This is a genomic window from Kaistella chaponensis, from assembly GCF_900156725.1.
GTDB classification, from domain to species: domain Bacteria; phylum Bacteroidota; class Bacteroidia; order Flavobacteriales; family Weeksellaceae; genus Kaistella; species Kaistella chaponensis.
On sequence record NZ_FTOI01000001.1, the window covers coordinates 83,176 to 101,484 of the forward strand.

Annotated in this window: 17 protein-coding genes, 5 tRNA genes and 1 pseudogene; all 23 read left to right on the forward strand. The window is 35.5% G+C overall.

The window, feature by feature from the left end:
- Nucleotides 1-83 precede the first annotated feature (83 nt).
- Nucleotides 84-281, forward strand: a complete 198-nt coding sequence (gene rpsU / locus BW932_RS00360) for a 30S ribosomal protein S21 (protein ID WP_076384242.1) — start codon at nucleotides 84-86, stop codon at nucleotides 279-281.
- A gap of 78 nt (nucleotides 282-359) precedes the next feature.
- Nucleotides 360-1,250: a tyrosine-type recombinase/integrase gene (locus BW932_RS00365; protein ID WP_076384244.1), complete on the forward strand. Its 891-nt coding sequence runs from the start codon at nucleotides 360-362 to the stop codon at nucleotides 1,248-1,250.
- Entirely contained in the window at nucleotides 1,247-1,537 is a 291-nt protein-coding gene (gene hpf / locus BW932_RS00370; protein WP_076384246.1) for a ribosome hibernation-promoting factor, HPF/YfiA family, read from the forward strand. Before BW932_RS00365 ends, hpf begins: the two co-directional genes overlap by 4 nt.
- A gap of 101 nt (nucleotides 1,538-1,638) precedes the next feature.
- A tRNA-Thr gene (locus BW932_RS00375) sits at nucleotides 1,639-1,712 on the forward strand.
- 19 nt (nucleotides 1,713-1,731) lie between these two features.
- Nucleotides 1,732-1,814: transfer RNA gene (locus tag BW932_RS00380), tRNA-Tyr, on the forward strand.
- 84 nt (nucleotides 1,815-1,898) lie between these two features.
- Nucleotides 1,899-1,971: transfer RNA gene (locus BW932_RS00385), tRNA-Gly, on the forward strand.
- Between the two features lie 53 nt (nucleotides 1,972-2,024).
- Nucleotides 2,025-2,096, forward strand: a tRNA-Thr gene (locus BW932_RS00390).
- Between the two features lie 424 nt (nucleotides 2,097-2,520).
- Nucleotides 2,521-2,670 (forward strand): annotated as a pseudogene (locus BW932_RS14485) (efflux RND transporter permease subunit); the annotation flags it as partial.
- A 356-nt stretch (nucleotides 2,671-3,026) separates the two neighbouring features.
- Nucleotides 3,027-4,214: an elongation factor Tu gene (gene tuf, locus BW932_RS00400; RefSeq protein WP_076384248.1), complete on the forward strand. Its 1,188-nt coding sequence runs from the start codon at nucleotides 3,027-3,029 to the stop codon at nucleotides 4,212-4,214.
- A gap of 56 nt (nucleotides 4,215-4,270) precedes the next feature.
- A tRNA-Trp gene (locus tag BW932_RS00405) sits at nucleotides 4,271-4,341 on the forward strand.
- Between the two features lie 13 nt (nucleotides 4,342-4,354).
- Complete coding sequence (gene secE, locus BW932_RS00410; RefSeq protein WP_076384250.1) at nucleotides 4,355-4,558, forward strand: preprotein translocase subunit SecE; 204 nt, start codon at nucleotides 4,355-4,357, stop codon at nucleotides 4,556-4,558.
- Between the two features lie 14 nt (nucleotides 4,559-4,572).
- On the forward strand, nucleotides 4,573-5,115 hold the full coding sequence (nusG, locus tag BW932_RS00415) for a transcription termination/antitermination protein NusG (protein WP_076384252.1): 543 nt from the start codon (nucleotides 4,573-4,575) through the stop codon (nucleotides 5,113-5,115).
- Between the two features lie 352 nt (nucleotides 5,116-5,467).
- On the forward strand, nucleotides 5,468-6,625 hold the full coding sequence (locus BW932_RS00420; protein ID WP_076384254.1) for an esterase/lipase family protein: 1,158 nt from the start codon (nucleotides 5,468-5,470) through the stop codon (nucleotides 6,623-6,625).
- Nucleotides 6,626-6,643: 18 nt separating this feature from the next.
- Nucleotides 6,644-7,609 carry a T9SS type A sorting domain-containing protein gene (locus BW932_RS00425; protein ID WP_076384256.1) on the forward strand — a complete coding sequence of 322 codons (966 nt, stop codon included), beginning with the start codon at nucleotides 6,644-6,646 and terminating at the stop codon, nucleotides 7,607-7,609.
- A gap of 453 nt (nucleotides 7,610-8,062) precedes the next feature.
- Nucleotides 8,063-8,506, forward strand: coding sequence for a 50S ribosomal protein L11 (gene rplK / locus BW932_RS00430; protein ID WP_076384258.1), 444 nt, complete (start codon nucleotides 8,063-8,065; stop codon nucleotides 8,504-8,506).
- An 11-nt stretch (nucleotides 8,507-8,517) separates the two neighbouring features.
- The gene (rplA, locus tag BW932_RS00435) at nucleotides 8,518-9,210 is read left to right on the forward strand and encodes a 50S ribosomal protein L1 (protein ID WP_076384260.1); all 693 of its coding nucleotides are present in this window, start codon (nucleotides 8,518-8,520) and stop codon (nucleotides 9,208-9,210) included.
- Between the two features lie 13 nt (nucleotides 9,211-9,223).
- Nucleotides 9,224-9,823, forward strand: a complete 600-nt coding sequence (gene rplJ, locus BW932_RS00440) for a 50S ribosomal protein L10 (RefSeq protein WP_076384262.1) — start codon at nucleotides 9,224-9,226, stop codon at nucleotides 9,821-9,823.
- Between the two features lie 54 nt (nucleotides 9,824-9,877).
- Complete coding sequence (gene rplL / locus BW932_RS00445; RefSeq protein ID WP_076384264.1) at nucleotides 9,878-10,243, forward strand: 50S ribosomal protein L7/L12; 366 nt, start codon at nucleotides 9,878-9,880, stop codon at nucleotides 10,241-10,243.
- A gap of 788 nt (nucleotides 10,244-11,031) precedes the next feature.
- Complete coding sequence (locus BW932_RS00450; RefSeq protein ID WP_076384265.1) at nucleotides 11,032-11,628, forward strand: hypothetical protein; 597 nt, start codon at nucleotides 11,032-11,034, stop codon at nucleotides 11,626-11,628.
- Nucleotides 11,629-11,740: 112 nt separating this feature from the next.
- Nucleotides 11,741-14,143, forward strand: a complete 2,403-nt coding sequence (locus BW932_RS00455; protein ID WP_084566402.1) for a DUF11 domain-containing protein — start codon at nucleotides 11,741-11,743, stop codon at nucleotides 14,141-14,143.
- 74 nt (nucleotides 14,144-14,217) lie between these two features.
- The gene (locus tag BW932_RS00460; protein WP_076384269.1) at nucleotides 14,218-14,757 is read left to right on the forward strand and encodes a hypothetical protein; all 540 of its coding nucleotides are present in this window, start codon (nucleotides 14,218-14,220) and stop codon (nucleotides 14,755-14,757) included.
- A 198-nt stretch (nucleotides 14,758-14,955) separates the two neighbouring features.
- The gene (locus BW932_RS00465; RefSeq protein WP_076384271.1) at nucleotides 14,956-15,756 is read left to right on the forward strand and encodes a hypothetical protein; all 801 of its coding nucleotides are present in this window, start codon (nucleotides 14,956-14,958) and stop codon (nucleotides 15,754-15,756) included.
- Between the two features lie 549 nt (nucleotides 15,757-16,305).
- A complete protein-coding gene (locus tag BW932_RS00470) occupies nucleotides 16,306-18,306 on the forward strand; it encodes a hypothetical protein (protein ID WP_143745474.1) in 2,001 nt (666 codons plus the stop codon).
- Nucleotides 18,307-18,309 lie beyond the last annotated feature (3 nt).

Consider the following 18,309-nt stretch of genomic DNA (forward strand, 5'->3'; position numbering starts at 1 on the left):
TGAAAATTGAGTTTAAAAGTAATAAAAAATTTGTCATTAAGAAAAAAAATCTTACTTTTGCAATCCAAAATGAGATGTAAATTATGTTAATAATCCCAGTAAAAGATGGTGAATCCATCGACAGAGCCTTAAAAAAATATAAAAGGAAATTCGACAAAACAGGAACTATTAGAGCTCTTAGAAGTCGTCAACAATTCAACAAACCGTCTGTTGTTAAAAGACAGGCCAATGTGAAAGCTGCTCATAAACAAAGAATTTTGAGCAAAGAAGAGCAGGCTTAAGTCAAAATTTACTTATAAAATACCAAAATCACTTTTCAAATAGTTATATTTGAAGAGTGATTTTTTTGTTGGTATATTATGATAGAAAGATTTTTGGAATATATTGCTGTTGAAAAACGGTATTCTCCACACACTTTGACGAGTTATAGAAAGGATCTTGAGGGTTTTTCCCAGTTCCTTCTTCAGTCAGAAGCCCATCAGGATTTTGGTGCAGTTGATAAAAAGATCATCAGAAATTTCATGGTGGAATTAGGCGAAAAGAAAATCGCTAAGCGCTCCATTAACCGCAAACTCTCTTCTCTAAGGAGTTTCTACTTGTTTCTTATGAAGGTTGGTCAGGTGAAAACCTCGCCTTTAGAAAGCATACAGTCCTTAAAATTTTACGCGGAGAAACAAATTCCTTTTTCCGAGGAGGAAATGAGCAATCAAAAGTTGCCCGAATTTCAGCCAAATAAAGGGAGTTTCCTCAAAGAACTCATTATTGAAACGCTTTACCAAACCGGAATGCGGCGAGCTGAATTAGTGAATTTACTTTTAGAAAATGTAGATTTCAGCACATTGGAGATCAAAGTGGTCGGAAAAGGGAATAAGGCGAGAATTATTCCTATTTCAGAAAAACTCGCCGCTGATTTTAGGAAATATTTAACAGAAAGGAAACCGCTGAAAGAGTGGGAGATGTACTTCTTCATCAATCCGAAAGGCAAAATATTGAACGATAAATTTGTCTATTCTACAGTTAATTCCTATCTTAGTCTTGTTACTTCGAAGAAGAAAAAAAGTCCCCATATTTTGAGACATAGTTTTGCGACGCATGTCTTGGAACATGGGGCTGAAATTTCTAAAGTAAAGAGAATTATGGGGCATTCGTCGCTTGCATCAACGCAGGTTTATACGACTGCCAATATTGAACAATTAAAAAAAGTTTTTAACAATGCTCATCCTCGAGCTAAAAAAAATGTAGATTTATGAAAATTTCTGTACAGTCAATGGGATTGACACCACACGCACCGCTTGAAGAACATATCGAAAAAAAATTAAATAAACTCGAAAGCTATTACGATAAAATCGTAGAATGCAAAGTTTATCTAAAAGTTGAGAATAAATCAGACAAAGAAAATAAGACCGTTGAGATTTTATTGGCAGTTCCGGGTGATGATATTGTGGTAAAAAAGACTTCGGCAAGTTTTGAAGAGAGTTTAGACCTTTGTGCTGAAGTTGCTAAAAAGCTGCTAATCAAGAAAAAAGAACTAGCTTAAAAAAAAAATTAAAAATTTCTTTAAAATAATTTGCGGATTTCAAAAAAACTCACTTATATTTGCACTCGCAAAAACAGATAAGTAGTTCTTTAAAAATCTTTGCCTCCGTAGCTCAGCTGGCTAGAGCAGCTGATTTGTAATCAGCAGGTCGTGGGTTCGAGTCCCTCTGGAGGCTCATTGAAAAAAATAAAATTGGGGAGATTCCAGAGTGGCCAAATGGATCAGACTGTAACTCTGCTGTCTTACGACTTCGTAGGTTCGAATCCTACTCTCCCCACATTTTTTTCTAGTTTTATTTGCGTACTTGCAAATTTTTTATAAATTTGCAAACCGTTTACCAACAGTTTTTGGAAACAAAAATGCGGAAGTAGCTCAGTTGGTAGAGCGTCAGCCTTCCAAGCTGAATGTCGCGAGTTCGACCCTCGTCTTCCGCTCACAAAAAAAATCACAATCATTCTATGGCTTGTGATTTTTTTTTAATTTTTTCGCCGACTTAGCTCAGGGGTAGAGCGTTTCCTTGGTAAGGAAGAGGTCGTGAGTTCAAATCTCATAGTTGGCTCTGTGAAAATCTCTCAATTGATTGGGGGATTTTTTTTGCTTAAATTTCGTAGTTTTGCTTTTCAAACCACATTTTGAAAGTTCTTTTGTTAAATGATGATCTTATCTTTCAAATCTTAGTGTGATTTTGAATTGAGGCAATCTTCCTAGTAAAAAGTGCGTTTAATGACTTCCCAAATGGCTGTCTCTTAAAGTTTATTCAGGTGCATTCGCTATTAGTTGTAGCCAAAGTTCTATTGCGTTAATTGGAGGTATGATTTTGATTCGTCGTTCAGAAGTGAATTTTGAATTTAGGAGGGAGCGAGTTTTGGTAATCTGTATTTAAAAAAATGCTTTTACTTTCGGAATTCCATCAAAATATGAAATCCGGAAAGATTTCAACAGAGGGTAATTTTGAAGGAGTGAGAGTCTGACCTGTTGTATTTACTCCATTAATGGCGTCGGAAGGATTGTTACCACTTGTTCTTTTAACGGGAAAAGGTTCTGAGTCCCAAAAACCCTTTTTAATTGTGGTTATAGATGAACTTGTGACAGAGGCTTTTTTGGCTTTATTGATATTCCCCATTTTATTTTGACTTTAACAGAAAAAAAATCCCTGAACAGCTATATAGCTTTATCATATAATTCTTTTTTTCTTTTGAATACTGGATTTGGAAGCCATTAATAAAAAAAAAGTGTTGCTAAAAAATGAATGAAAACTGGTGAGATTTCTTTAAAAAAGAAAATGTTTGTTGAAATTTATTTATAGAATTTTCACAAATAAATAATTTTTCTTAAATTTGCACGCTGATAATTCGGTAAAATATCAAAGGTGTAACGCAATATTTTTGAATGTTAGAATTTTTTTGTACAAAAAGATTTTCAATATTCAAAAAATAACTATATTTGCACACCGAAAATTAAAGTAAATAATTAATAAATAATTTATATCATGGCAAAGGAAACGTTTAATCGTAGCAAACCGCACTTGAACATTGGTACCATCGGTCACGTAGACCATGGTAAAACTACACTTACTGCAGCAATCAGTAAAGTATTATCTGACAAAGGATACGGAACAGCAAGAGATTTCTCTTCTATCGATTCTGCACCAGAAGAAAAAGAAAGAGGTATTACAATTAATACTGCACACATTGAATATGAAACTGCAAACAGACACTATGCTCACGTAGATTGTCCAGGTCACGCCGATTATGTAAAAAACATGGTTACAGGTGCTGCTCAAATGGATGGTGCTATTTTAGTTGTTGCTGCTACAGACGGACCAATGCCTCAAACAAGAGAGCACATCCTTTTGTGTCGTCAGGTAAATGTACCTAATGTACTTGTTTTCATGAACAAAGTAGATATGGTAGATGATCCAGAATTGTTAGAATTGGTAGAATTAGAAGTTAGAGAACTTTTATCTTCTTACGAATATGATGGTGATAACGCTCCAGTAATCCAAGGATCTGCTTTAGGTGGATTGAACGGAGATGCTAAATGGGTAGCGAAAATCGAAGAATTAATGGATGCAGTTGATTCTTGGATCGCACTTCCTACAAGAGATGTTGATAAACCATTCTTGATGCCTATCGAAGATGTATTCTCTATTACAGGTCGTGGAACTGTAGCAACAGGACGTATCGAAGCTGGGGTAATCAACACAGGAGATGGTGTAGATATCGTAGGTATGGGTGATGAAAAATTAACTTCAACTGTAACAGGAGTAGAAATGTTCCGTAAAATCCTTGACAGAGGTGAAGCTGGAGATAACGTAGGTATTCTTTTAAGAGGTATTGAGAAAACTGATATCAAAAGAGGGATGGTTATCGTAAAATCTGGTTCTGTTAAGCCACACAAACACTTCAAAGCTGAGGTTTATGTTCTTTCAAAAGAAGAAGGTGGTCGTCACACTCCATTCCACAACAAATATCGTCCACAGTTCTATGTAAGAACTACAGACGTTACAGGTGAGATTTTCTTACCAGAAGGTGTTGAGATGGTAATGCCAGGAGACAACTTAACTATTACTGTAGAATTGTTACAGCCAATCGCTCTTAACGTGGGTCTTAGATTCGCGATCAGAGAAGGTGGTAGAACAGTTGGTGCAGGTCAGGTAACTGAAATATTAGATTAATTTCTAAATAAATATGAAAGTTCCGTAGGGAAACTTACGGAACTTTTTTTTAATTTACGGGCATCGTCCAATGGTAGGATACCGGTCTCCAAAACCGTTGATCAGGGTTCGAGTCCTTGTGCCCGTGCAAAAAAAAGATAATGAGCTTAGTTGATTTTATAAAAGGTTCTTACACCGAATTCAAGGATAAAGTTGAATGGCCAAAGTGGCCAGAACTGCAATCATCTACAATTGTGGTAACTATTGGAACAGTTCTTTTAGCAATTTTCACATTTGGAATTGATTCACTTTTTAGTAAGTCGATTGCTAATTTTCTTACCCTTTTTATCAATCTTTTCAATTAAAATTATTTTCCAAAATGAGTGACACTAACTGGTATGTACTGAAATCCATCAGCGGACAAGAAAATAAGGTGAAAGCCTATATCGAGAACGAGATGAAGCACCATGGTTTGGAGGATTTCGTTACTCAGGTTGTGATTCCGATGGAGAAGGTAATTCAATTAAGAAACGGTAAAAAAGTGCCAAAAGAGAAGCCTTATTATCCAGGATATTTGATGGTAGAGGCAAACTTAGCAGGTGAGGTTCCGCACATTATTAAAAATATTCCCGGCGTTATTTCTTTCTTAAGTTTAACCAAGGGGGGAGATCCTGTTCCAATGCGTAAATCTGAAGTTAACAGAATGCTTGGTAGAATGGATGAGCTTTCAGAATTTGCCGTGGAAGCAAATATTCCTTTCATCGTAGGGGAAAACGTAAAAGTAATCGACGGTCCTTTTAACGGATTTAACGGTACAATCGAAAAATTATTCGAAGACAAAAAGAAAATAGAAGTTTCAGTAATGATATTTGGAAGAAAAACTCCAATGGAATTAAGTTACATGCAGGTTGAAAAGGTATAGCCTTACTTCTTATTAATACAAAAAGAATCAATTTACTTGGTTCTTTTTTTTTTTGAATTTTTATAATAGCTTTAAAATACTTTTTATTCATTGCTATTTAATTTGCTATCATTCTTCTTGCTTTTAGTAATTAAATCGTCAAGCGATTGAATTTTATCCATCGAAGTCATAATTTTTAGTAATTTAGTTTATTAAAATTATAATGATGAAAACTAAATTTACATTCTTCTTGCTATTGCTCAGCTTTGGAATATCTTTCGGATAGGAGCAGAAAATTTTTGAAGTATTAAAACCCTATTCTGAAACCAAAATTATTTACGATCGGGTTTATCCCGTTTCAAATGCCACGCATTTGAAGAAAGACCAGGTTTCAGCCAATAATTTCTTGCAGGTTTATCATGAAATTCAGCGCGCAGATTACTTACAGAGACTTCCGAAATTAGAGGTCGTTCAAAGTTTATCCAATGATGGTTTTATTAATAATTATATTCCGCTTTCATTATTGATAGCAGATTTTGATAACTTAAAAGCAAACGATTTAGAAACCAGAAAAGTAGTACTAAATTCTGATAATCAGTTAGAATTAAGGGATGGAAGTAAAGATGTTTTTGATCTTTATCAAATAAATCTTTTAGGTACAACTTTAGGTAAAACTAAGGATAATCAACCCACATTTATTCTCAAAAGCAATCTCATATTTAATACTACAAAGCGTGCAATTTCTTTTATTGAGGTAAAAGAAGAAAACACTTGGAGAATTATAACGGTTGATCAACCGTTTAAATTAAATTTTAAGGAAAACGGATTTAATACAGTTCCTTATATAATTCATTTCAGCGACGGAACCATTATTTCGCAGTCCTTTGCAATTGATGTACAATATCAAAAGAGGAACACCGAATCGAAGGGAAATGCTGCATTTCAACCCAATATTGTAAGTTCAATTTCTTCCACCATTCCGTATAAAGGTTATGGCGAAACAGCGTCGTTTCTAGGTAAAGGCGAATATGAAGTTTTTCTTGATACTGTAAATGGAGTTTTAGACAAACCGATCATATTGGTAGATGGTTTTGATCCTGGTGATACGCGAAATACTTCAGCGATCTACCAACTCTTAAATTATGGCACCAATCAAAACTTAGGCGATGTAATTCGTGCCCAAGGTTATGATGTAATCGTATTAAACTTTCCTACCGACACGCGAGATGCTTCTACAACAATTATTGATGGTGGAGTAGATTATATTCAAAGAAATGCCATGATTTTAGTTGAATTGATGAAGAAGATAAATGCTGAAAAAGTAGGAACGGAGAAGAATGTTCTTATCGGTCCTAGTATGGGTGGCTTAATTTCGCGATATGCATTAAGATATATGGAGCAATATAATTTAAATCCAGATACGCGACTTTACTTATCATTTGATGCGCCACATTTGGGAGCGAATGTTCCTATAGGCTTTCAACACCTGTTTAATTATATGGGTTTTGGACCTTTAGGTGATGTTACTTAGCAAGGTATTGTCAACGGAATGTTGAAAAGTCCAGCTGCGAGAGAAATGTTGCTCGATCATTTTGAAGCACATTTGAAACCAGGTGATGCAGTAGAATTTGATACCACAAAAACTTTACCAGCTGGAGCTCCAAATTACAGAACGCCTTTTCAAACGGAATTAAATGCGATGGGTTTTCCCGTAAGTACTAGAAATGTTGCCATCAGCAATGGTGCCGGAAATGGAACAATGACTGGAACTCCCGGAATGGTGGTAATGGATCATACATTTAACAATTCCAGCACGCAAAGAGCAATTATAAAAGTTAATTATACTCCGTTAAAAAATCAAACTTTAGAAGTCAGTAATTTTAAGGCGCAACAATGGATTTTCTTCTGGTTTACCGCATATTCTAGTGCAGCCAGTTCGAAATCTACAACAACTTCCGAGGGGTTAGATACTGCTCCGGGAGGAAGATTTAACTTGAATCAGTTTGCAGCTGCGACAGGTTCTAATCCACTTCTCACAGAATTTGTGAATAATCTGACTATTAAGTACTTCAATTTTATTCCTGCTTTAAGTTCATTAGCAATCAATAGCAGCAACTATTATTCTCCGGTCAATACCTCGTCCGTAACACCTTTTGCAGCATATTCGGTTCCCACTGTGAATGAAGACCACGTTACATTAAATTCGCAAAATGTGCAGTTTGCCTTAAATGAAATATTAAATTCTAGCACATTAAGTACAAGTGAAAATGCTACAAATGACCAAGTTTGGATCGAAAATCCTGTGAAATATTCTTTGAAAATTAAATCGAATTATTTACTGAAAAACGCACAGATTTCCATAAATGATTATTTGGGTAGAAGAATTTTCACAGCAAAATCTCAAGATTTTTCTGGCAATTTAGAACTGCCTATTTCTTTGAGTAATGGCGTTTATTTGGTGACGATTATTTCTGGAAAAGATAAGATTGTTAAAAAAATTGTAGTAAACAATTAAGAATTAATCCCTATTCAAACGGTGGTAGACGGAAGTTTCGTTAAAAAAGATCATCGTATTCCTATACTAAAAGTATTAAATGAAGAGCTCACCTTTTTAGTAGACCAGAAATTGAAGTTTCATTTGGGTTGGATCTTTTTTGATTACATTAAAAAAGAAACCGCATTATTTAAAATACACATTCATTACCTGTAAGAACTGAGAAAACATCCGCAAAAATAACTACTAGGAATGTTTCTCTACTTCGGGCTATAATCATTTTTTCAATTTTAAATCAAGATTGACTTTGAGTTTCAATCAAATTCTTATTAAAAATCAGCAAATTACATTTGCGTAATTAAAAAAAATTCTTAATTTTGCAGTCCGAAATGTAAAGTAGTTAGATGAGAAACTATTTACAGATTTATTAATGCTTCCACATTCATAAATTACTTAATTTTTTAAAAAATCAAAATGGCTAAAAAAGTCTTTAAAATGGTTAAGCTCCAAGTAAAAGGAGGAGCAGCAAACCCATCTCCACCAGTAGGTCCAGCTTTGGGTTCTGCAGGGGTGAATATTATGGAGTTTTGTAAGCAATTTAACGGAAGAACTCAAGACAAACCTGGGCAAGTGTTACCTGTAGTAATTACAGTGTACGAAGACAAATCTTTTGAATTTGTTATTAAAACGCCACCAGCTGCAATCCAACTTTTAGATGCTTCTAAGCAGAAAAAAGGTTCAGGAGAGCCAAACCGAGTAAAAGTAGGTTCCGTGTCTTGGGATCAAGTTAAAAAAATTGCTGAAGACAAAATGGTAGATCTTAATTGCTTTACAATTGACGGTGCTCTTACAATGGTTGCCGGAACTGCAAGATCTATGGGATTAAGAGTAACAGGAACTAAACCAACTAACGCTTAAAACTAATAGATATGGCAAAATTAACAAAAAAGCAAAAAGAAGCTTTAAGCAAATTAGAAAAAAATAAAATTTACTCTCTTGACGAAGCTTCTGCTTTGGTAAAAGAAGTAAACACTGCAAAATTCGACGCTTCTGTTGACTTAGCAGTAAGATTAGGAGTTGATCCTAGAAAAGCCAACCAAATGGTTAGAGGAGTTGTTTCTCTTCCACACGGTACTGGTAAAGATGTTAAAGTTTTGGCTTTAGTAACTCCAGACAAAGAAGCAGAAGCTAAAGAAGCAGGTGCTGATTACGTAGGTCTTGACGAATATTTACAGAAAATAAAAGACGGTTGGACTGATGTTGATGTGATTGTAACTATGCCTGCAGTTATGGGTAAATTAGGTCCATTAGGTAGAGTATTAGGACCAAGAGGTTTAATGCCAAACCCAAAATCAGGTACCGTAACGATGGAAATTGGTAAAGCAGTTGCAGAAGTAAAAGCAGGTAAAATTGATTTCAAAGTTGATAAATACGGTATTATTCATGCTGGAATTGGTAAAGTATCTTTTGATGCTGCTAAAATCAGAGAGAATGCTGTTGAATTAATTCAGACTTTAATCAAATTGAAACCAACCGCATCGAAAGGAACTTATGTGAAAAGCATTTATTTGTCTTCTACGATGAGTCCAGGGATTGCAATTGATACTAAATCTGTAAACTAAAATCTGAAGAACAATGACAAAAGAAGATAAAGTATTAGTAATACAAGATATAAAAGGAATGTTACAAGACGCGAAAGTTGTTTATGTAGCAAACCTTGAAGGAATGAATGCTGCTGCCACTTCAGATTTTAGAAGACAAGCATTTAAGCAAAATATTACACTGAAAGTTGTAAAAAATACCTTGTTACAAAAAGCAATGGAACAAATGGAAGGAGTAGATTACTCTGAAATGTTCCAGTCTTTCAAAGGAAACTCCGCTTTAATGATTTCTGAAACAGCAAATGCTCCGGCAAAGTTGATTCAAGGATTCAGAAAAAAAGCAGAAATTCCAGCGTTGAAATCTGCTTTCTTACAAGAAACATTCTATGTAGGTGATGAGCATCTAGAAACTTTGGTAAATATCAAATCTAGAGAAGAAATGATTGGTGAAATCATCACATTACTTCAATCTCCACTTAGAAATGTACTTTCTGCACTTCAAAATAAAGACGAAGCTCAAGGAAATGCTGAAGAAGCTGAACCTGTTGCTGAAGCGAAAGCAGAAGAAACTCCAGCTGCAGAAGCTGCTCCAGAAGCAAGCGCTGAAGCTACAGATGCACCAAGTGCAGAGTAATTAGACTCAAAAACAAATCAAAATAAATCGTTCAACAATTAAAACATTATTAAAATGTCAGATTTAAAAAACTTAGCGGAAACGCTTGTAAACTTAACCGTTAAAGACGTAAATGAATTAGCTGCTATCCTTAAGGATGAGTACGGAATCGAACCAGCTGCTGTTGCAGTTGCTGCTGTTGCAGGTGGTGCTGAAGCTGCTGAAGAAAAAACAGAATTCGATGTTATCTTGAAAGCTGCAGGTGCTTCTAAATTAGCAGTTGTAAAACTAGTTAAAGATTTAACTGGTGCTGGTCTTAAAGAAGCTAAAGATATGGTAGATGGTGCTCCAACTGCTATTAAAGAAGGTGTTTCTAAAGACGAAGCAGAAGCTTTGAAAAAACAATTAGAAGAAGCTGGTGCTGAAGTTGAATTGAAATAATTCACTTTTAGTCCTAATAATAGAAACCGTTCCTTTTTGGAACGGTTTTTTTTGTAATATAGAAACACGAAAATTGTAGAGTTTTCCAAAAATACATTTTAATCCGCTTCTCATAAGTGTCTTTTTTACACATGATAGAGTGGGTTGGAAATAGTCTAAGCCTAAATTGATTTGGAGGATTAATTGATATCTTTATCATTAAGAATGATCCTTTTTAAGATATGGTAACGATTATATGAAAAATGGTGTTTCCTATAAAATTCTGCCAAAATATTCATCAGATTTTTTTTCTTTCAAAATTTTGCTCGACAACATTTTTTTTGAATATTTCCACAGTATCGAATTCAATGATTTTTGATGAAAATCCTCACCGGTTTATGATTTAATTCAAACTAAGACTTCTTTAGTATTTACAATCGATTGATATTTCACATTTCCTTATTGGATTCAAATATTATTTTAACTAAAATTAACATTTCTGATTCTGAATTTCGGTTTTGATCCTTCTTATTTCCGAATTTTGTAATTCACACATTTATGGAATGGCACGAAATATTTATTGATAAGTGTTGCATAATAATTACGATTCGTTTATAAAATTCATGTTTTAATTAAAAATATTTTTTATTTTCAAATTATTTTTAAGGATGTAAAGAAAGGGTTAAATCACCCAATTTGCTGTTAATCAGATTCTTTTTTTGATTTTACGCTGTAAATTAATTTTTGGTTTGTTATTTTTGTGAAGGTTATTTATTAAATAATCGAAAACACAAAACACAAACACAAGCTTGAAAGAAAATTTATTCTTTAGAGCAACAAAATCAAATCTGAAAAAAGGGAATTATAATTCCTTTTTTTTGAAATTTATTTTGTTGCCTCTTCTCTGCATCACTTCATTTTTTAATGCGTCTGTATTAGAAGTTGAAATTCCGCAGCAAAATCAGCAAGCAATTATTTACGTTTCTGGTGATGCCATAATAGTTGAAAATGGTTCTACGAGTTATACCCAAATTGTAAAAATCAATTCTGTACCTAAAGAAAGTGGTAGTAAAAAGCACTTTTTTTCAAAAATAAATAAGAAGGTAGTAGCTGGAAATGATAAAGTCTCCACTAAGTATCGGGCTGAAAATCTCCCAAAATTATTTCCAACGCGATTTGTATTTAAAAGTAAAGGATCTGTAGATAGCTTTTATATTGGTACATTTTCAAATACCAAAAATTCTATCATTACTCCCGCATTTCAATCAGGGAATTTATTTTCTTTTCGATATGTGGTTAGTAACATTCATATTTTCGAGTACCTCATCAAAACCTACGTTGCAGACTTTTCTAAAATTGCAACGCTTTCCCGGTTTTTATTTTCCAGACCTCCCCCTTTTTGCTAAAAGAAGAACTTATTTTTTTAAATGAAATTGTTTAAGCAGTAGTATTATTTATAGATGCTCTTTGCTTTGATATAAGTCATTAAACACAAACACAAACACAAACACAAATATCATGAAATTAATAATTTATTCATGGCAAAAAGCGACTCGGATGCTTAGCATCGCTATTCTTTTTGCCACAATGCTCTGCAGTACTTCTTTGTTTGCAGATGGATCAAAAGATCTTTATCCTAGTGGAGCGGTGGGTTTACGTGCGTATCTCAGATCAAGTTTAACTCCAACAGAAAACTGGCCTTTTCCGAATGAGGGAGTCCATTACGTTTATGCACAGGTTGGTGAAAAGATTACCTTGGCATCCAGCGCGCAAATTGGTGGTGGTGCTTCCAGAATTCGGCTGTATGCACCCGATGGAACTTTAAAAGTAAATGATAACACTATTGCAGGACAAATTCCAAATAGAGCTGCCGAAATTGCAGGACCACAGTTATCTGGTGCAGCTTCGGGAGGAAGATATATTCCGATTTATTATCAGGTTCCAACAGGCGGTGCAGGAATTTATCGTGTAGAATTTGTAGCAAGAGGGACAGCTGATCCGTCTACAACAATTAGTGCAAATTCATCCTGGACGCAAGGAAATAATGTGTCAATTATGGCATGGGATATTTCTGTAATCAATGCAGGAAATTCTGCCTTCATTCCGGGAAGAGTTTATGCCAACGTTTTAAACTTTAGTAATGGTTTAAGTAGCGTAAGCAGCGATGGTTTCTACGGAAAGTTATTTGCCCTCACTAAAGACGGATATACTTACCGAATAAACAACAATGGTAATAATGGGATCTATTTCACATTTTTTGTCAATAATAATGGCTTTATTGATGCGACTACTCAGGATCCCGTTTACAAAAGTTTAAATGGTTCCACTTCTGCATTTTTAGCAGGAAAAGTACAAAATCCCAATAGTGCAGATACTGCTAAAAATATAACTCATAAAATGTTTTACACTTTGCCAAATGCTGATCTCCCAACCTCATCTGCGGGTGCAGTTCCGGGTACCGCTACCTGGCTGAAAAATGCTGTAAAAACTCCACTTGTTACTAGTGTTAATGTAGTGGGTGTTGAAGGTACAACTGGGCAGATAAGTAAGAAAGGGGGTTATATAAAATTTAATGCAGACGTACAGGGAAATTATAGTATCGCAATTGAGGGAACGGTCGCGAATCCCGGCTTCGTAACGCGCGTACTCACAGGGTCTTCTTCAGCGGGAGCTAATCAAATTTTTTGGGATGGCAAAGATGGAAGCGGAACTGCATCACCTGTTGGAACATTCCCTGTTAAAATTACAGTTCGTTTACAACAAGCGGAAGTCCATTTCCCTTATTTTGATATGGAGTACAACCGCTTCGGGACCATTGTGGAACTTCTTGACCATACGAAGCTAAGTTTGCCAACTCCTTTGGTCCAGGTTGTTTCAGATATAGTTTACTGGAATGATGTTGATATTCCAAACGTGTCGAATGGTTCGATCTCAGCTCCGAAAAATAACAGTCATTTGCCACCAGCAAATAGTGTTGGAATAAGTAGTAATAGCAATGGACATAAATGGGGAGTTGGAGGTTCTGGTACAAGCGGACTCTTTGGAGATATCAAATCTATAGACACATGGACCTTTATTAAGGCCGAAGAAACTACTGTGACAACGAGTGTTATGGTTAAAAGTGCAGATTTATTGGTGACCTCTATCAGTCCAGATCGAACAAATGCAGTAGTAGGAGAACAGATCGCTTATACAGTAAAAGTGAAAAACGCGGGAGTTAGTGACATCACTGGTGCTCCATTCTTCTTTAAAATTCCTACAGGATTATCGCCACAAAATATTCAGTTTGTTAATAATGGATGTGGAAGCGAAAGCTTAGCATTGAATTTTAATTCAGGAACTAATACGTACACCTCGAATCTTAACCTTCCGAACGGTTGCGAAATCACGTACATTATCACCGTAACAGTTAGTAATCTTTCTACGACAGGTAATCAACTCGTGGAAGCTGCGATATTACGTACTAATGATGTTACTGATCCCGATGCAACTAATCCTAATATAACTATACCGCCTACTAATCCTTCGTACGAATGTGCAAATAATGGATTAGGTGGTTCATGTAATAACATTAAGACCAACAACACTGTAGTCGTTACTCTTGCATGTTATGAAAGTGCAAATACATCCAACCTTGCTCAGGCTACAACTCACGGAATCACTCTACTAAAGAGAGCGGGAGGAACAGCTTCAGATTGGCCAATGGTAAGAAAGTCTGCACATTTTGCGTTAGAATCGAATACCAAAGGTTTAGTGATTACCAGAATGACAAGTGATCCCTTACAATCATCCGCAGTTAACTACATCGATAAAATCACCAATCCACAAGAGGGAATGATAATATATGATACTTTTACGAAATGTTTAAAAATATACGACGGAACGAGTTGGAAGTGTTTTAGCAACCCTGCTTGTCCATAATAGCATTAAAACAAAAGCATTTCTATATCAACGAAGTGGTGCTCCATATTTTAATCTTTAAAAAATTAAATAAAATGAAAAAATTAATATCAACAATACTTTTATCAGGATTCGCTTTGGCAAATGCACAAGTAATCATTGGTGATGCCATAGGTACTGCACCTGTAAAAACATCTGTTTTATTAGAATTTGCAGTAGGAAATAAAGGTCTTATTTTACCCTACGTAAGAACGCTTCCACCGCCACTTCCGATTACAGAAGGAACGATTCTACTCGATGCAAGTACACCCTCTGCTGCTCGACTTAAATTTTCCAACGGAACATCATGGTTAGATTTAAGCGGCCTAAATGCAGATATTTCTTCCTCCTTGGCAACGCAGCCTTCAACTGCTGTATCAGAAACTGGTGCTAAATCAATTATCGGTGCCAGAAGTTCAAGTGCCGATGGTGTTTTGGTTTTAGAATCTACCACCAAAGCCATGGTCTTACCAACCGTTGCCGATGTACAAAATATTCCAAGTCCTTCACCCGGAATGATCGTGTATATCAACAAAGTCGGCGCAAAAAGGCTTGCGGTTTACAATGGTAACAAATGGTCTTTTTGGAAACCGTAAAGTAAATCATATTAAAAGAAAGCCGAATCAGTTTTGATTCGGCTTTTTTTTGTTTTTATTTTGAGAAATAGCCTTCATGAATTAAAATTGTAATTTATTGCGAAGACTTAACATAATAAATTAAAAAAAAACACCTATTTTTGTCGCGATTAAATTTGTATTTAAAATAATTCTTACAGATTTTATAAATATTACCATTTGAAAAAAGAATTACTTTTTAAAAGTTTTGAAACATTGAAAGTGAAGGCGCACGTTAAAGCACGTTTATTTGCGGTGCTCATTATTTCTTTTTTGTTCCAAATTCATTTGTATGGAGCGGCTATAAAAATTACTCATGAGGAAGGAAGCTTAGCTTTTATCAATACGAACGGTTCAGTTGATGTTCCTTCTCATCCAAATGATCTGGAAAATATCATTGTTTCAGATACGATCCGACAAGCTGCAAATATTTCAACAGCAAACGCCGAAAAGCAGTTTCAGGAAAATTCAACCAAAATTGTTCCTTCAGACAAAGTTTCGCAGGAATCTCCAGGTAGTCTCCATGAGGAAGATAAAACCATTTTTGTTACGGCCGGAACAACAGTTGTCGGTTTAGATGAGTTCTACAAGGTAAAAGTAGTGTCTGGAAGAAAAAAAACTCAAATTAAAAAGTTTACAAAATCTACTTTTTTAGAACAGACCAACAATACGTCATCTGAAAAAAAAGCCAAAATAAAATTAGCGCATTTAGTAAAAAGGATTCAAGAAAAAGCAAAAAATAACTTTTCGGTTTCTTCTGGCGGTGAATCTGGGATTACAGGAAGATCTGGTAAAACCAAAACGGCTGTTGTACTTCCATCTAATGTTCTACAAATACATGCGCTTGCTTCAACTTATGATCAAACCATTCTTAAGATTGAAAGCCAATTAAAAAAACAAAAGTTTTATACCTCACTTTCTTATTTGCAATTTAGCAAATACAGAAGCTCTTCACTTCGGGGACCACCATACGCTGTATAGCTTTTTCAATTTGTATGTAATAAATCTTTTTCAGTGAGAACACCACTGCTTTATTCATTTGTGTAAAGGTTACATATTCTGTCATTTACATCCTCAAAATTTATATAAAAATAAGTAATGAACTATAATTTCACTAAAAAAATTCTGACTTTATTCGCGGCTTTGTTTTTTACAACAATGCTTCTAAGTCAAGCTGCCCAAAGTGGTAGACTGTATTTTTCTTCTGCATATACCGGTAGAATTTATGATATAACAACATTAAATGGTGGTGCTGCTACAGGTGCTTTGCCTGCTTCTGTAACTGGTCTAGGAACTACTTCTAGTTTTGCAGACCAAAGTAGTCTCGCAGTTGGCTTTGAAGCTAATGCATCAGGAGGTCCGTTTTATTTCAACGCCAATGTCACTGCTAATCAAAGTTTTTATAAAAACGGTACAGCCACTGGTGTAAGAACTGTTACAGCAGTCAGTGGTCTAGGGATTAATAATGTACCGGGTACTTTTTTTGGAATAACCTATGGTAATATTGGAGGTGCCAAATCGATACGGCAAATGTATCCAAGTCCAGCTGCTACAAATATTACTTTCGCTAATGCTGCAGATGCCACTTTTACAGGTGGAACACCGTTTGGTTTTGATGGTGCTTTTGATTATGAAAACAATATTTTTCAAATTATTCAAAATGGAACCAATTACTATTTGTATAAGATGAATCTATCAACGCAAGTAGCGACGCAAATGTTTCAAATTAACACCACAACTAATGCGATGCCGGGAGCAGCGCAAGGTATTGCATATTTAAACGGTAAAATATATTTATCAACAATTAGCGGTACGAGTGTACAAATAAGAAGTATTGACTTTTTAACAAAAAGCGTAAGTGGTGTTCTTACTACCTATACGGGTTTATCTCCGACGGCTAACTCCGATTTAGGAAGTGTAGATTATTTTTTACCTTTTACTTTTAATTGTGGTAGCGCTAGTTTTCTGACAAGTAACCCATATATTGTAGGAACTTCTTCCACAAGAACTTTACGTATTCCTATCTCAAATGTGTACTATCCAGGAACGTACACCATCAATGTGAACGGTACAAATATTACTAATCCGGCTTACCAAGCTACCATTACGACAGCTAGCACTTTTATAGATGTACCAGTTACCTACGATGGTGGTGGTGCAAGTGGTACTAGAACCATAATATATGATTTAAATGGAAGTACAACCACCTGTAGTTTACCGGCAGTGGTAGATGTAGATTCTGATGGTGATGGAGTGGGAGATACAGTAGACTTAGATGATGATAATGATGGGATTTTAGATACAACAGAAGGGCAGTGTATTAATACATCTAATCCTTCAACTGATGGGTTTGATTCTCCTTCGGTAACAACTGTTAACGGGAATAATATTCAGAGTGTCAATCCATACAATGGATGGGGCACAGAGACAGGAGGAGCTAACGCATTTAATGTCATCAGAGTAAACGGAGCAGGCTACTCTAAGGGGCCAGATGTTGCACAATCAGGTACGCAATATATTGATATAAATGCCTCTAGTACTTATGTTTATAAAGATATTATCCTTACTACCCCAACTGTATTTTCTGCTTCTGCTTGGTTTGCAAACAGAGAATCTTCTAATGGAGGTTATGCACCATGGTCTACCAAAATAGAAATTAGAAACGAAACAACAGGGATAACTGTTGCACAAGGAAATACTATCAACTTCACATCTAGTATTTCGGATGAAATTTGGAACAATAGCTCTATTAATTCAGTTGCTTTGCCAGCAGGAACTTATAGAATAAGAATGTTTGTAGGAGATTTTGGACACCTAGACTCAATTTCATATTGTTTCTCTAAAGATACTGACGGAGATGGAACACCAAATTATTTAGATACGGATAGTGATGGTGATACTTGCCCCGATGCGGTAGAAGGCTCAGAAAATGTTTCGATAGAGCAGGTGTGGCCTTTGCATTTGCCAATTGCGGACGCGAACTATGCTAATAGAGGAAAAATAAAAGTTATTTATGATGGCATAACAACCAATACACAACCAAATATTGTAAGCCAATCTGCAGCTGCTTTAGGGGTGCCACAATTGGTAAACAATGCAGGAAATAATTTAAATTCTATAACGAACCCTTCAGATTTAGCTGGTTTGGCAGATAACACAGATGTGCCGGGACCAACTACAGCAGACATTGGTCAAGGAGTTGGTGCATCTACCAATGCCGCAATAAATGCTTGTATTTGCTACAACGATCCCAACACAGGCACTGTAGGTGCAGATACGAAACACGGAATCACGCTACTGAAAAGAGCAGGTGCAACTCCTCAACCTGATAACTGGCCAATGGAGAGAAAATCTGCTTTCACTGCCTTGGAATCCAATACGAAAGGTTTTGTGATTACCAGAATGACTACCGCAGAGATCAATGCATTGACCGGCCAAAGTGGAATGATGGTTTACGATACCAATTTAAAATGTTTAAAATTATTTGACGGGGCTGCGTGGAGCTGTTTCAATACTCCAACCTGTCCTTAATCG

Bases quoted from the DNA above. Each gene is read 5' to 3' on its own strand.
- rpsU (WP_076384242.1), top strand. From the start codon at position 84: ATGTTAATAATCCCAGTAAAAGATGGTGAATCCATCGACAGAGCCTTA.
- BW932_RS00365 (WP_076384244.1), top strand. From the start codon at position 360: ATGATAGAAAGATTTTTGGAATATATTGCTGTTGAAAAACGGTATTCT.
- hpf (WP_076384246.1), top strand. From the start codon at position 1,247: ATGAAAATTTCTGTACAGTCAATGGGATTGACACCACACGCACCGCTT.
- tuf (WP_076384248.1), top strand. From the start codon at position 3,027: ATGGCAAAGGAAACGTTTAATCGTAGCAAACCGCACTTGAACATTGGT.
- secE (WP_076384250.1), top strand. From the start codon at position 4,355: ATGAGCTTAGTTGATTTTATAAAAGGTTCTTACACCGAATTCAAGGAT.
- nusG (WP_076384252.1), top strand. From the start codon at position 4,573: ATGAGTGACACTAACTGGTATGTACTGAAATCCATCAGCGGACAAGAA.
- BW932_RS00425 (WP_076384256.1), top strand. From the start codon at position 6,644: ATGTTGAAAAGTCCAGCTGCGAGAGAAATGTTGCTCGATCATTTTGAA.
- rplK (WP_076384258.1), top strand. From the start codon at position 8,063: ATGGCTAAAAAAGTCTTTAAAATGGTTAAGCTCCAAGTAAAAGGAGGA.
- rplA (WP_076384260.1), top strand. From the start codon at position 8,518: ATGGCAAAATTAACAAAAAAGCAAAAAGAAGCTTTAAGCAAATTAGAA.
- rplJ (WP_076384262.1), top strand. From the start codon at position 9,224: ATGACAAAAGAAGATAAAGTATTAGTAATACAAGATATAAAAGGAATG.
- rplL (WP_076384264.1), top strand. From the start codon at position 9,878: ATGTCAGATTTAAAAAACTTAGCGGAAACGCTTGTAAACTTAACCGTT.
- BW932_RS00455 (WP_084566402.1), top strand. From the start codon at position 11,741: ATGAAATTAATAATTTATTCATGGCAAAAAGCGACTCGGATGCTTAGC.
- BW932_RS00460 (WP_076384269.1), top strand. From the start codon at position 14,218: ATGAAAAAATTAATATCAACAATACTTTTATCAGGATTCGCTTTGGCA.
- BW932_RS00470 (WP_143745474.1), top strand. From the start codon at position 16,306: ATGTATCCAAGTCCAGCTGCTACAAATATTACTTTCGCTAATGCTGCA.